This window comes from Psychrobacter glacincola (assembly GCF_904846215.1).
In the GTDB taxonomy this organism is placed as follows: Bacteria; Pseudomonadota; Gammaproteobacteria; order Pseudomonadales; family Moraxellaceae; genus Psychrobacter; species Psychrobacter glacincola.
Window position 1 is genome coordinate 102,963 of sequence record NZ_CAJGZK010000009.1, and the last position, 14,562, is coordinate 117,524.

The 14,562-nt window shown below is 41.8% G+C and carries 10 protein-coding genes; 5 read left to right on the forward strand and 5 right to left on the reverse strand.

What is annotated here, in order from left to right:
• The first annotated feature begins 145 nt into the window (after positions 1-145).
• Positions 146-1,015, forward strand: a complete 870-nt coding sequence (locus JMW90_RS07255; protein ID WP_201562691.1) for an SDR family oxidoreductase — start codon at positions 146-148, stop codon at positions 1,013-1,015.
• Between the two features lie 159 nt (positions 1,016-1,174).
• Here the strand turns inward: JMW90_RS07255 and JMW90_RS07260 are convergent, their stop codons facing one another.
• The 3 genes from JMW90_RS07260 to JMW90_RS07270 form a co-directional block, all read right to left on the reverse strand.
• Positions 1,175-2,875 carry an AMP-binding protein gene (locus tag JMW90_RS07260; protein ID WP_201562694.1) on the reverse strand — a complete coding sequence of 567 codons (1,701 nt, stop codon included), beginning with the start codon at positions 2,873-2,875 and terminating at the stop codon, positions 1,175-1,177.
• A gap of 565 nt (positions 2,876-3,440) precedes the next feature.
• Positions 3,441-5,138, reverse strand: coding sequence for an AMP-binding protein (locus JMW90_RS07265; protein ID WP_201562696.1), 1,698 nt, complete (start codon positions 5,136-5,138; stop codon positions 3,441-3,443).
• 445 nt (positions 5,139-5,583) lie between these two features.
• Positions 5,584-6,144 carry a thioesterase family protein gene (locus tag JMW90_RS07270; RefSeq protein ID WP_201562698.1) on the reverse strand — a complete coding sequence of 187 codons (561 nt, stop codon included), beginning with the start codon at positions 6,142-6,144 and terminating at the stop codon, positions 5,584-5,586.
• Between the two features lie 363 nt (positions 6,145-6,507).
• Between JMW90_RS07270 and xthA the strand changes: the two genes are divergently transcribed.
• The 3 genes from xthA (at position 6,508) to JMW90_RS07285 (ending at position 9,324) form a co-directional block, all read left to right on the forward strand.
• A complete protein-coding gene (xthA, locus tag JMW90_RS07275; protein ID WP_201562700.1) occupies positions 6,508-7,332 on the forward strand; it encodes an exodeoxyribonuclease III in 825 nt (274 codons plus the stop codon).
• A gap of 72 nt (positions 7,333-7,404) precedes the next feature.
• The gene (gene argJ / locus JMW90_RS07280) at positions 7,405-8,628 is read left to right on the forward strand and encodes a bifunctional glutamate N-acetyltransferase/amino-acid acetyltransferase ArgJ (RefSeq protein WP_201562702.1); all 1,224 of its coding nucleotides are present in this window, start codon (positions 7,405-7,407) and stop codon (positions 8,626-8,628) included.
• Between the two features lie 297 nt (positions 8,629-8,925).
• A complete protein-coding gene (locus JMW90_RS07285) occupies positions 8,926-9,324 on the forward strand; it encodes a DUF4377 domain-containing protein (RefSeq protein ID WP_201562704.1) in 399 nt (132 codons plus the stop codon).
• 268 nt (positions 9,325-9,592) lie between these two features.
• Here the strand turns inward: JMW90_RS07285 and JMW90_RS07290 are convergent, their stop codons facing one another.
• A complete protein-coding gene (locus JMW90_RS07290; RefSeq protein ID WP_201562707.1) occupies positions 9,593-11,026 on the reverse strand; it encodes an L-serine ammonia-lyase in 1,434 nt (477 codons plus the stop codon).
• A 655-nt stretch (positions 11,027-11,681) separates the two neighbouring features.
• Here JMW90_RS07290 and JMW90_RS07295 point away from each other — a divergent pair.
• Entirely contained in the window at positions 11,682-13,115 is a 1,434-nt protein-coding gene (locus JMW90_RS07295) for a solute carrier family 23 protein (protein WP_201562709.1), read from the forward strand.
• A 110-nt stretch (positions 13,116-13,225) separates the two neighbouring features.
• On the opposite strand, the gene JMW90_RS07300 is transcribed toward JMW90_RS07295, so the two are convergent.
• The gene (locus JMW90_RS07300; RefSeq protein WP_201562711.1) at positions 13,226-14,158 is read right to left on the reverse strand and encodes a DMT family transporter; all 933 of its coding nucleotides are present in this window, start codon (positions 14,156-14,158) and stop codon (positions 13,226-13,228) included.
• Positions 14,159-14,562: the final 404 nt, after the last annotated feature.

Sequence of the window (14,562 nt, forward strand, 5' to 3'; positions counted from 1 at the left end):
CGTAGCTACCTTTACGTCGTTAAAATCCGCCATTATAATTGTTGCATACTTTTTGTTTATTTTTATAACAGACAGGCCCCTTCTATAAATTTGCGATATTATAGACTGTCAACTTCATATAATATTGATGTAAACAGGATGTTCCATGCAAAATAAATTGATCAGCTTAGTCACCAAAAGCGTCAAACAAAGTAAAAATCATCTCTTTAGCGCGATTCAGCCAGCACGTTATCTAAAAGGTTTAAGTAAGCAGAAGATTGGTGGTGGCAAAACGGTATTAATCACGGGTGCCAGCTCAGGATTGGGCGAAGGCATGGCAAAATTGTTTGCTAAGCTTGGCTATAATTTGGCTATTTGTGCACGTCGTACAGATCGTTTAGAGAGCCTGAAAACAGAGCTTATGGCACAATATCCTGATATTCGTATCGAGTATCGCATGCTAGATGTCAGTGATTATGATGCGATTTTTAAAGTGTTTGATGCGTTCGCGGCTGACTTCGGTCATATTGATCGTGTCGTGGTTAACGCGGGCATTGGCGATAGCCGCCGTATTGGTAAAGGGCGTTTTGATACCAATCGCCGTACGGTTGAGATTAACTTTATATCAGCGCTCGCGCAGTGTGAAGCTGCGATGAATATTTTTCGCGCACAAAATAGCGGTCATCTGGTGGTGATATCTAGTATGTCAGCGATGCGCGGATTACCTAAGCACTTGACTGCATATGGGGCGAGTAAAGCAGGCTTGGCGCATTTGGCAGAGGGTATCCGTGCTGATATGCTATTGACCAAACTGCCGATCAAAGTCTCTACTATTTATCCAGGTTATATCCGTACTGAAATCAATGAAAATGCCAAGCCATTACCGTTTGAAGTGGATGCAGATACCGGCACCAAAGCCATTATTGCAGCGATTGAGGCTGGCGTGGATGAAGCTTGCGTGCCGAGCCTACCGTGGTCTATTGTCGGTCAAGCAATGAAGCACTTGCCATTACAAATAGTTAATAAAGTAAGTTAGCAGCACTTGCTTTGAGATTGGTATCTATCAAGGCAGAAGCAAGACAGAAGCAAGACAATAAAAAGCCCTTCACATTATAATGTGAAGGGCTTTTTCAATCATTTTTGTAGATTATCGTTTTTAAAGCTTATAACTTTTGAAAATTAAAACGATTGGAAGCTACAGGGTTTGAGGATTGTCTGACATATGTTTTTCACGCAGTTTTTGGCGCAATATTTTGCCGACATTACTCTTTGGCAACTCGCTCACAAACTCGATATGACGCGGGCATTTATAACCGGTCAAGTTATCGATAGCGAACTCTTTGATATCTTCTTTAGTTACATTGTTGTCGGCAGGGACGATATAGATTTTCACCGCTTCGCCTTGGTGTTCATCAGGAACACCGATGACTGCACACTCAATAATGCCTTTACAGTCAAGCATAACCGACTCGATTTCATTTGGGAAGACGTTAAAGCCTGAGACCAAAATCATATCTTTTTTGCGATCTAATAATCTAAAGTAACCTTTTTCATCCATACTGACGATATCACCCGTACGGAAATAACCATCTTCAGTAAAGTCGCTACTACTGTCTTTATTAAAGTAGCCCGACATGACATTTGGACCTTTGATGCACAGCTCGCCTGCCTGATTAACGCCTACTTCTTTGCCATCTTCATCGATAACAATAATATCAACGCTTGGACCAGGCGTGCCAATCGTACCATTAAATTTACGATCAATGACGATATTGTTGGTGCCGACTGCTACACATTCAGTCATACCCCAACCTTCAATCATCGGACAGCCTGTCACTTCTAACCAACGCGCCGCTGTTTGTTCGGTTGCCGCCATACCACCTGCCTGCGAGAGACGAAGTGAGCTAAAATCTAGGTCTTTAAAGTTTGGCTGATCAAGCAAGCCTTTAAACAAAGTATTAACCGCTGGGAAAATATGGAACGGCTGTTTGGATAAAGTTTTGATAAATCCAGGCATATCACGCGGATTTGGTACCAAAATAAAAGTGTAACCAGAACGCATGCCAAGTAAGCTCAGCATAAAAGCAAAAATATGATACAGCGGCAGCGCCATGACCATATTGATATACACTTCATTGATCTCAGACGTGACCGGACGAAACCATGCTTCTACCTGCATGGCAGCAGCGACGACATTACGCTGAGTTAATACCGCGCCTTTAGACAGCCCTGTTGTACCACCGGTATATTGCAAAATCGCTTTATGTTGCAAAGCCGTTTTTGGTGCTTGGAATGGTAGGCTTTTGCCTTTTTTTAGCACATCAGGGAATTTGGTAACATTATACTTAGGGTCATTAAGATTGTACTTAGGGACTAAGCGCTTGACTTGACGGATGACGGTATTCACCAAAATCCCTTTTAATCCCATCATATCGCCCATTTTCGATAGGACAATACGTTTGATGTTCGTCTCTTCTATGACTTGCTCAAGGGCTTGAGCAAAGTTATCTACCACAAAGATAACCTGAGCGCCTGAATCATTCAGTTGATGGCGCAGCTCGCGACCCGTATATAGAGGATTGATAGGGGTGCAAACATAGCCGGCGCGCAGGATACCAATCATGGTTGGCAAGTATTGCGGCACGTTTGGCATCATGACTGCTACTACGCTACCTTTGGGGATGTCTTGCGCTTGTAACCAAGCAGCGATAGCAAGAGAAGCTTTGTCTACGTCGCCATAAGTATGAGTGACGCCCATACATATGGTTATAGGATGCATACGGAAGCGGTCAAAACACTCTTCGTACAACTCAATGAGGCTTTCATACTGATCAGGATTAATAGTCTTGGGTACGTTTGCTGGATATTGAGCAAGCCAAGGTTTGTCTGTTGTCATACTGAGTGTCCTTAAATTTGCGATCAATTAAGGCTCTATACAAAAGTAGTCACATCCATGTCAACAATACCAGTCATCGCCAGCTAAGCGATGGATTGTCGAGTGCTATCCCATCTATTCACAAACTGCTAAAATACGGCGGCCTTTATACAAGGTTATTGAATTAAAAATTTATTTAACCACGCAGAAAAATCATCTGAGTAGATTAAACGGCTGGTTTGTAATCATTTTTGAAAAGTGACATTCTGTATAAGGTCGATCAATTGACCTCAGTTGAACCTACTATTGATTCAGTCTTAAGAATAATAGCGTAACATATTTTGGCAATACATTAACATAACTGTAATTGAACGAGTTATTGATATAAAAGAACTTAAGAGTTTATTGTTATGCTTGATAAATTTAAAAATCTATGTTTTGAGTAAAAATAGATGAACGGTTATAGAGACAAGATGCCGTGCTAAAAACGCTCGTAAATGCTCAATATATCATCGATGCTACCGATAATAAAAAAGCGCCTTGCAGTAGATGCAAGGCGCTTTTGCTAATTAAAAGTCTGCTTTAATTATAATTGTGGATTGTCTATCATATGTTTTTCGCGGAGCTTTTGACGTAATACTTTGCCAACGTTACTTTTTGGTAGCTCAGTAATAAACTCGATATGACGCGGACATTTATAACCAGTCATGTTATCTAAAGCAAATTCTTTAATAGAGTCTTTGGTGACATTATTATCGGCAGGGATGACGTAGATCTTGACCGCTTCGCCTTGATTTTCATCAGGAATGCCAATCACAGCACAATCAATAATGCCTTCGCAATCGAGCATGACCGACTCAATCTCGTTTGGAAAAACGTTAAACCCAGACACCAAAATCATGTCCTTTTTACGATCTAGTAGTCTAAAATAGCCTTTCTCATCCATGCTGACGATATCGCCAGTGCGGAAGTAGCCGTCTTTAGTAAAGTCATCACTACTGTCTCTATTTAGGTAACCTGAGGTGACGTTAGGTCCTTTAACACACATCTCGCCCGCTTGATTGACACCGACAGGGTTGCCCTCATCATCGATAATAATGACATCAACACTAGGTACAGGTACGCCAATCGTACCATTAAACTTGCGATCAGTGATGACGTTGGCAGTACCTACAGCAACCCCTTCCGTCATTCCCCAACCTTCAATCATGGCGCAGCCTGTCGTCTCAAGCCAACGTCTTGCCGTTTGCTCAGTTGCTGCCATGCCGCCTGCTTGTGAGATGCGTAGCGAGCTAAAATCCAAGTTTTTAAAGTTAGGATTGTCAAGTAAGCCTTTAAACAAGGTGTTGACGGCAGGGAAAATATGGAACGGCTGCTTTGATAACGTTTTAACAAAGCCGGGTATATCACGCGGGTTAGGAATCAATATAAAGGTATAGCCTGCACGCATACCCAGTGAGCTTAGCATAAAGGCGAAAATATGATACAGCGGCAACGCCATCACCATATTGATATATACCTCATTAATCTCTGAGGTAATAGGGCGAGTCCATGCTTCTGACTGCATCGCGCCTGCGACAATATTACGCTGAGATAAAATAGCGCCTTTAGACAGACCCGTTGTACCACCTGTATATTGTAAAAACGCCGTTTGACTCAAAGACAGTTTTGGCTTTTGGAACGGTAGGTTCCTGCCTTTTTTGAGCACATCAGGGAACTTAGTGACGTCGTATTTGGGATCATTCAAATTATACTTGGGTACCAAACGTTTGACCTGACGGATAATGGTATTGACCAAAATACCCTTTAGACCCATCATATCGCCCATTTTTGAGAGGACAATGTGTTTGATATTGGTCTCTTCAATCACCTGCTCAAGTGCTTGAGCAAAGTTATCGACGACAAAGATAACCTGAGCGCCAGAATCATTTAATTGATGGCGTAGCTCGCGACCAGTATATAGAGGGTTTACAGGTGTGCAGATGTAGCCGGCGCGCAAAATACCAAGCATCGTTGGCAAATATTGCGGTACGTTTGGCATCATAAGAGCAACCACGCTACCTTGAGGTAGACCTTTTGCCTGTAACCATGCAGCAACCGCGACAGAGGTTCTATCGACATCATCGTACGTATGAGTGACGCCCATACAGATGGTCATAGGGTGCAGGCGGAAGCGATCGAAGCACTCCTCATATAGCTCCATGATACTGCTATATTTATCTGGATCAATCGTCTTTGGCACACCAGTAGGATAATTTGCAAGCCAAGGTTTATTTGGCGTCATAGTCAGCGTCCTTGAAATATGATAGAGGTTAAATGTTACTTGCTAAGCAGCCAGATCCGTGTCAATAAAACAACAGCGCTGACGTAAAAATTGTCACTGAGTTTGATAATATCCTTATCTATTGACGGGCTACTTGTTTTATTGGGTTATTCGGCATCAACGAACGACAATAAGGTGAATGTTCAATTAAGAATCCATTTACTCTTAAAAAATTAACTGAATTCAGTTTTTTACCAATTATCTACCACAAAAAAACAATATATAAAATAAATAATGATACATTTAAGCAATACGTTAGCATGAATCTAGGCTAAAACACCATGAGCATGAGCGTACTGCTCAGTACAACTAATATCCTTATATGTGAATATTCAACCTATAAAAAAGATAGGATTACGGACAATGGTCATGGAAAACACAAGTGGTTATAGAAAGACTTAAGACGTTACTTATTGTGTTCTCCAATCGCTTGTTCAATGGCATCACGTAATTTTTGTGGCACCCGGATAGGGCGCATAGGGGCTGTTTTATTCGACTCATTATTGTCTATAGAATTTGAGGTGATTTGATTTTGTACGCAAGCAACAACGATTTTGGTACTGCTTAGTAAGCCCGCTGTGGCATCGCCAACCGCTTTATTTTGAGATTGCTGACGATAAATGCTTTGATAAAATACAATGCTGGCAGATTTTATCTCAACGTTATCAATACGTACATTAATGACATCATCTAATAAAATAGCGCGTTTATATTGTAAGTCCGCCTGAGTAACGACGAAATGTTGAATCTGACCGTCATCAGCCTGCAAAAAATACCCATTTAAGCCCAACTGGGTAAACCAATCACGGCGGCAGTTTTCAAAGAATACTAAGTGATTGGCATGATAGACTATACCACCAGCATCGGTGTGATTGATATAGACATGATAGTTGGTAGTAAATAAAGGTGTTGCTGTTCGTTCAGGGTTGGTTACGGTGGTTGGGTTCTTATTAGTCGCTTTTGTCATAATAATGCTCAATATATTTTTAATAGTATGTCGTCATGAATTCACTAAACGCCACTGCTCGATAAACATCGTTCAATAAAAACAATAATAAATCGTAGCGAAGTCAATAAGCGTGGATTGCTAGCATGGTTTGATAACATGATACGGCAAATAGCCACATAAATAGGCTAAATAACCACTCTAACTCAAGATATAAAAGGGCGCAACAGCTAGCGCGGTCTATGTCTGTTATCATAACCCTATTTGTTTTATTTTAAATTGGCGATATCTACTGATTATAATCACATTTTATAGCCGCTTTTATTTATCAAAGCACTGATTCATAGCAGCAGTGTGCTTTCATTTATTAGACTAGGATAATTTATGACCCGTTTTGTTTGTTTTAATATCAATGGTATCCGCGCCCGTCAACATCAGTTAGAGGCGGTACGAGATATCATTGATCCTGATGTTATGGGTCTGCAAGAAACCAAGGTGCATGATGAGCAGTTTCCTCTTGAAAATGTAGAAAGCTTGGGCTATCACGTCGAGTATTTTGGACAAAAGGCACATTACGGTGTGGCATTATTATCGAAAGTTGCGCCTATTTTTGTGCAAAAAGGTTTCCCTGGCGAAGATGAAGAGGCGCAAAAACGTTTTATTCATGCACGTTATGAGTTCGATGGGCGAGAGATTGATGTGCTCAATGGGTATTTTCCACAAGGCGAGAGCCAAGATCATCCGACCAAATTCCCGATGAAACGCGCTTATTATGCTGATCTAATGGCGTATATTGATATACTAAAAGCAGAAGGTCGCTCGCTGGTAATTATGGGTGATATGAATATTGCTCCAAAAGACATCGACATTGGGATTGGTGAGGTTAATGCTAAGCGCTGGTTGAAAAATCGAAAAACCTCATTTTTGCCAGAGGAGCGTGAGTGGTATAGCGATCTTATGTCACGTGAGTTGACCGATACCTATCGTTTACATTATCCAGAAAGCACCGAATTATACAGCTGGTTTGATTATCGCAGTCGCGGTTTTGATGATGACCCTAAGCGCGGATTGCGTATCGATCATATTTTATGTACACCTGATCTTGTTGAATATTGTGTTGATGCGGGCATCAGCTATGAGCTGCGCGCTATGGAAAAACCGTCGGATCATGCACCTATTTGGACAGCGTTTGATTTAAATAAAGTATAATATTTCTGGCATCATGACCAAGATTTTACAATCAATAAAAATAGTCAAATATGAATAACTAAGGAGTAAGTGATGGCGGTTGGCAATGTTGCAGTACCTGAAACGATTTATCCTATTGAAGGCATCAAGTTAAGCGCTACCGCAGCAGGCGTACGTTATAAAGATCGCGATGATTTGGTGGTTATCGAAATTGCGGCTGATGCAGCTACTGCAGTAGTAACGACCAAAAATGCATTTTGCGCCGCGCCTGTGCGCGTATTGCGTGAACATTTTGCTAAGGCTTCTCCGCGTTATTTGGTGACCAATACTGGTAATGCAAATGCTGGCACGGGCGCCGATGGTAAGCGCCGCGCGATAGATATTTGTGCCGCATTGGCAGCTAAAATTGGCGTTGATAGTGATTCTGTGTTGCCGTTTTCGACTGGGGTCATCGGTGAGCCGCTAAACAGTGAGGCGATTATCGCTGGATTAGACACTGCATTAGCAAATCTTGCGCCTGATAATTGGTTGGCAGCAGCGAATGGTATTCGTACAACAGATACCATTCCAAAGCTCGCCAGCAAAAAGGTTGATGTTGCGGGTAGTTGTTATCATATTACTGGTATGTCAAAAGGCTCAGGCATGATACGCCCCAATATGGCAACCATGCTTGGCTATGTCGCAACCGATGCCAATATCGCTGCTGGCTTATTGCAAGAGATGCTAAGCGCCATCAATGAGCAATCTTTTAACCGTATTACGGTCGATGGTGATACCTCGACCAATGATTGCTGCGTATTGATAGCGACAGGCGCTGCGAGCTCAGATGTCATTGATAGCCCTGAGCATCCGCATTATCAGCCAATGTTTGATGCGTTAGCTGAAGTCTTTATACGTCTGGCACAATTGATTGTACGTGATGGCGAAGGCGCTACTAAATTTATGACCGTCAAAGTCACGGGCGGCAAAACCACGCAAGAGTGTTGTGATGTGGCATATGCGGTTGCCCATTCACCGTTAGTCAAAACAGCATTTTTTGCCAGTGATGCCAACTGGGGACGTATATTAGCAGCCGTCGGTTATGCAGGGGTTGAAAACCTTGATGCCGAGCAAGTCGATGTCTATTTGGACGAAGTTATGATTTGTCAAAACGGTGGAGTTGCGCCAAGCTATACCGAAGAGGCGGGCAAGACGGTGATGAGTCGCCCTGAGATTACTATTCATATTGATCTTGCACGTGGTGATGCTAGTGACACGGTTTATACCTGTGATTTATCTTATGACTATGTGAAAATAAATGCCGATTACCGCAGCTAAGGCGTATTAGTAATCGCCAATAGCGAAATTTCTTTAGGGCAAACGTTCAGGATCATAATAGTTCTGAACGTTTTTTATTTCTCTAACTTTTGTTTTTCTTAATTGTTCACCATTACTATTCATTAACAGCGGTTGCAAAAGCTGACGTTACGTTACAAAGCAGTCATAGAGGAGTCGTTACTTTGCGACCTATACTGATTTAGTAAATGATAACGAGTATAGAAAAATACATTTATTTTAAAATACATGCAGTAAATTTTAAAACACAATAACTATGAATGCATTGAGGGTTTTATAATGAAAAAATTAGCACTAGCAGCAGTGATGGCAACGTTTGTTTTATCAGGTTGTTCAACCATGGCGACAGACGATACACGTACCATGGTAGTTGAAGGAGAGCGCGCAGTTGTCAAAGTCATTAATATTCCAAGTTTTAACATAGAGATAGCACCGCTTAAAGCAGTCTGTGAGCTACAAGCTTCTAATGGTGCCATGGTTGAATCAGAGTGCTTGCAATATCGCCAAACGTATCAAAAAAACTACACGCCTTTAAATGGTAATATCCAAGGCTTTACCTATGAGCCAAATTATCGTTATGTCCTGAACGTTCGTCAAGAAGCAGTGATGGACGAAGTAACCAATGCCGTCAAGCCAGTTTGGATACTCAATGAAGTGGTATCAAAGAAAGCGGAATAAATGCTTATTGAGTAGCGATTGCATCTAAATTAATAATTAAATTAAAAAAAGACCTCTAATGATTAGAGGTCTTTTTTTTGTGAAGAGTTTTATAGATTTTATGCATTTATATATAGTCAGTTCAAAATAAAAGCGATACGATTGTAATAACGTGCTATTACTATAATTTTTCTTGCTTGCTGTTCACAGGAGTGACAGAGGCTGCAAAAAATTTATAGCCAATAGCACTGTATCGTTTTTAAAATGAATCGACTATATTGCCCAATCATCAACATTGGCTGTATTTTACACTGACCCCATGAGTGGCGGTTGGTATGCGATTATCGGCATAAACTGCCAGTCCACCTCGCGAGGTTTCTTTGTATTTGTCCAACATATCAGCGCCAGTGACTTTCATGGTTTCAATCACTTTATCTAAAGAGACAAAATGCTGACCATTACCACGACAGGCAAGTCGTGCCGCATTGACGGCTTTGACTGCGCCCATAGCATTGCGCTCGATACAAGGTACTTGCACTAAGCCGCCAACAGGATCGCAAGTTAAACCTAAGTTATGCTCGATGCCAATTTCAGCGGCGTTCAGGCACTTGGCAGGGTCAGCGCCTAGAATTTCCGCCAACGCCGATGCCGCCATGGCGCAAGCTGAACCCACTTCGCCTTGACAGCCTACTTCGGCACCCGAGATTGAGGCGTTTTGTTTGATTAAGCTACCGATAGCTGTGGCATTTAACAAAAATTTGCGCGCGCCATCAATGCTATAGTTTGATAAAAAATCGCGATAATAATGCATTACTGCAGGGATAATACCTGCCGCACCGTTGGTAGGGGCTGTGACGACATTGCCGCCATTGGCATTTTCTTCATTGACTGCCAATGCATATAAATCAATCCAATCCATCGCAACCAGCTTATCATTTTTTGCAATCGGCTGATCTTTTTCAGCGCACAGTTGCAGATATAACGTTTGAGCACGGCGTTTTACATCGAGACCGCCCGGTAAGATACCGCTATTTTGGCAGCCACGGGTCACACAATCTTGCATCGACTCCCAAATAGAGTCTAAATAGGCAAATATTTCGGCTTGCTCGCGGTAATGGCATTCATTTGCCAGTACCAGTTCGCTCACGCTTAATTGGTGCTCACGGCATTGCTCTAAAAGCTCTGCGGCGCTATCAAAAGGATAAGGAATCACATCGATAGTCGGTGTGGCATTGTCTTCATCAGGGTTGGTCGCATCTTCTTCATTGATAACAAAGCCGCCACCCACAGAGTAATAGGTCTGCTGATAATGGCTGCCATCTGACAAAGATACACGGATAGTCATGGCATTAGGATGATAGGGCAGAACCGTTTCATCATACCAATGAATATCACGCTCTGTATCAAAGCTAATAACATGCTCGCCTGCGATGTTGAGCTGATTGTCTGAAAAGATTGATGCCAGATATTGACTGGTCAAACGCGTGTCGATGCTGCTAGGAGCATGACCTAGTAAGCCAAGTAATATGGCGGTATCGGTTGCATGTCCTTTACCCGTTGCCGCAAGCGAGCCATATAATTCAATCTCTAAAGACTGGATGTTGCTCAGATTGGTCTGTTTTAGGAGTGACTGTACAAACAAATTAGCCGCTATCATGGGACCAACAGTATGAGAGCTTGATGGGCCAACGCCGATTTTAAATAAATCAAAGACACTAATCATAATAAATTACCAAAAAAAGTAAAGGAGAGTCAGAAAAACCGTATAGCAAAGACCACCGCGCCCATATAAATTATAATAGGCAACAATAGATAATAAGCATCGTTCATCGATGAATTTAGAGCATTGCCTATGGGAACGTGGTCGTTCGAGTGACGGGTGAATAATAGCTGTTGTTTATTATTAAATTCCATTATGATGCTCGGCATCAATGATCATGTAACATCCTGTAAGCTAGCGATCGTTATAAAATATAAGTTATAAATATCAAAAAAATAAGTTTAGTAAACACTATATTAGTCAATACAACTAGAAAAATATAGGGATTCTATAAAATAATTCCTATTATTGGCATATCTCCAAACAGCTGATTGGAAATAGTAGAATATTGTAGAAAAGCGTACTCATATAAGAGCTATGGTTGTTGTATATTGTGCTTGAGTAAAAAGCACGAGCTCCTCAAAATCTAACAGTTAGGTCTTGCATAATATGAAAGTTTATAGCTCGCATGCATTGGTTTGAGTTATTTTTTATTATATTGAACGCTATCTATCTATTATAATGAGCGCTGTTTATAACATTGTATTGCAAACACCGTTAGTTATTATTTCTTGTTTATCCGAACTAGTATTAGTCTAATCCCATAGGACAATCGCGCATGGTTACCCCTCCAGAGAATTCGCCTGAATCAATGCAGCATAGCCGAAAAGATCCATCAATGCCAAATGCACTAGAGGCAGCAGGTATTGATGCCGCAATGGGTTCGGCGACCATGAGTTTACCGCACAATCCAGACTTTGAAAACGGACGCTGGTTTCCGACATGGCGACCCTTTAAAGGGGATTTGGATCGTACGCCAGTCGGTATTAATGAGTACTTACCGCCATCAAAAAGCGTGCTACTCGGCGTGCAGCATACCTTTGCGATGTTTGGCTCAACCGTACTTGCGCCTTTATTAATGGGTTTTGATCCAAACTTGGCTATTTTGATGTCCGGTATTTGTACGGTGATGTTTTTTATGATTACCGGCGGGCGTATGCCAAGCTATTTGGGCTCAAGCTTTGCTTTTATCGGTCCTGTCATTGCCGTAACGGCGTATGCTGGCGTAGGATTCAATGCAAATTTGAATGTTGCTTTGGGCGGTATCATGGCCTGCGGTATCATTTATGCGCTGGTTGGTTTGCTAGTGATGAAAACTGGCACAGGTTGGATTGAGCGCTTGATGCCACCGATTGTCACTGGTGCTATTGTGATGATTATCGGTCTAAATTTAGCACCTGTGACCATTCAAGGGGTGTCAACCAATCAGTTTGATGCTTGGATGGCCGCATTAACTGTACTCTTAATCAGTGGCGTCGCGGTATTTACGCGCGGTATGCTACGACGTTTATTATTGTTGGTTGGCTTAATACTGTCTTATGTTGCTTATTATGTTATGACTAATATCATGGGTTATGGTGTTCCCATTGATTTTAGTGGCGTATCTACCGCTGCTTGGTTTGGTCTGCCAAGTGTTCATACACCAAAATTTGAGCTAAGTGCGATTATTTTAATTGCGCCTGTTGCTTTTATTTTGATTGCCGAAAACCTTGGTCATTTTAAAGCGGTAGAAGGGATGACTAAGGCGCGCGTGACCCCTTATATGGGGCGTGCGTTCTTTGCTGATGGGTTAGCAACGACATTTTCAGCAGGTTTTGGCGGTACAGGTGTCACCACTTATGCAGAAAATATCGGCGTGATGGCTGTGACCAAAGTATATAGCACGACTATTTTTGTTATCGCAGGTATTGTGGCTATCATACTGGGATTGTCACCAAAATTTGGTGCGATTATTCAAACCATTCCGCCAGCGTTATTAGGCGGTGCTTCTATCGTTGTCTTTGGTTTGATTGCCATCGCTGGTGCGAAAATTTGGATAGACAGTCATATCGATTTTAGTAAAAATAGCAATCTTATCATTGCAGCTGTTACCGTCATCATGGGTACCGGTAACTTTAGCTTACATTTAGGCGGCTTTGATTTGGGCGGTATTGGTACCGCTACCTTGACGGCAATTGTGCTTAACGCTTTGTTTAACCGTCAAAAAGATTAACCCTCAAAAACTGATTTCAGAGCTTGATTTTAGGAAATGAACTTAATACTTAAAAATCGTTAATGCTAATACAGCCGCGCTTATAAATTGATAGTTATTTATAAGCGCTTTTATTTATAGGGATGTTTATAAAATTTGGCAAAAAATCGATAACGTCGTAGGGCACGCGGTTTAGGTTTTAGCGAACCCAAATAGATGGCAAACATAGTCAATAGCGCGCCGCTCCATTGTAGGGTATTGATAGGTTTATCAAGCCAAGTATAGTCAATCACCAATGCCGCAACGGGTTCGGTCAATAATAATAATCCAGTTAATGCCAAAGAGAGCTTGGGAATAGAGTAGGCGATAAGACCCCACGCTAGGCACTGCATTACCGTACCATAAATCAATATCCAGCCAATATCAGACCACGTATTGGGCAGCATGTTACCCATATCAAAGACAAACATCGGCACAATCATTGCCAATCCGCCGCCAATACTCACTAGCTGCATCAGCATAAATATCGGCGTCGGCTCAGTATCATGGGTTTTACGGATAAAGGTCATTGATGCCGCGAGCATGGCTCCTGACACGATACCGGTAATAAATCCCCAAGTAGCAGCCTTGTTTTGGGCAAATTCAGGGCTACCAATCATTGCCACACCCAACATTGCCAATACTAAGCTGATCAGCTGTAAGACAGATTGGCGCTCATTAAAATATAAAAAACCGATGGCTGCCAAAAAGAAAATCTGCAAGCTATTGAGTAAGGTTGAGATACCAGGACCTACCGCATAGATACTCTCATGCCACAGCGCCAAATCCAAACCCAAAAATGCACCCGATAATAAGCCATAAAAAATCGCCCGCTTTGAGCGTGGCAGCCGTTGCCCTGTCATTTTTGCTAATACCGCAAAGACCACGCCTGAGATAGCCAAGCGCCAAAACGCCATCGCCCAACCACCGATGTCTACATGAGCGACGATTAAGCTACCCAAACCAAAGATCACGCAGCCAATGACCAATCCAGTAACAGCGGAGCGTGAAGAGGCAATGGGCATAAGTTGTCCTTACATTATGGCGATTTTCATTTCAATTATTGCGCACTAAAGACGTCATCTTTATCACAAGCCGTATTGTCGATGTTTTGAGCTAAAATTGAAATGGTTTGATATTATTTATTTTTGTTTTATAGTGGTATTTTATGACATTAGAGAATATGACCTTTGTTGAGGTTATATCTAAAATGTAAAGGCAAACTATTACCAACTGATATCCTTACAGGAATATCATTGGCGTCCTCGCTGCGATTTGTTACTCTCATTGTCTCTTTTATATCTTAGATTAACACATGAAGTGCAATACCAAATGCGAGGTGAAAAAAAGACCTAGATGCGCTAGCATCAAAGTTTATATCCACCGCCAAAGTGAGATTGCAACCATGAACTATACACATCTAAGCCTA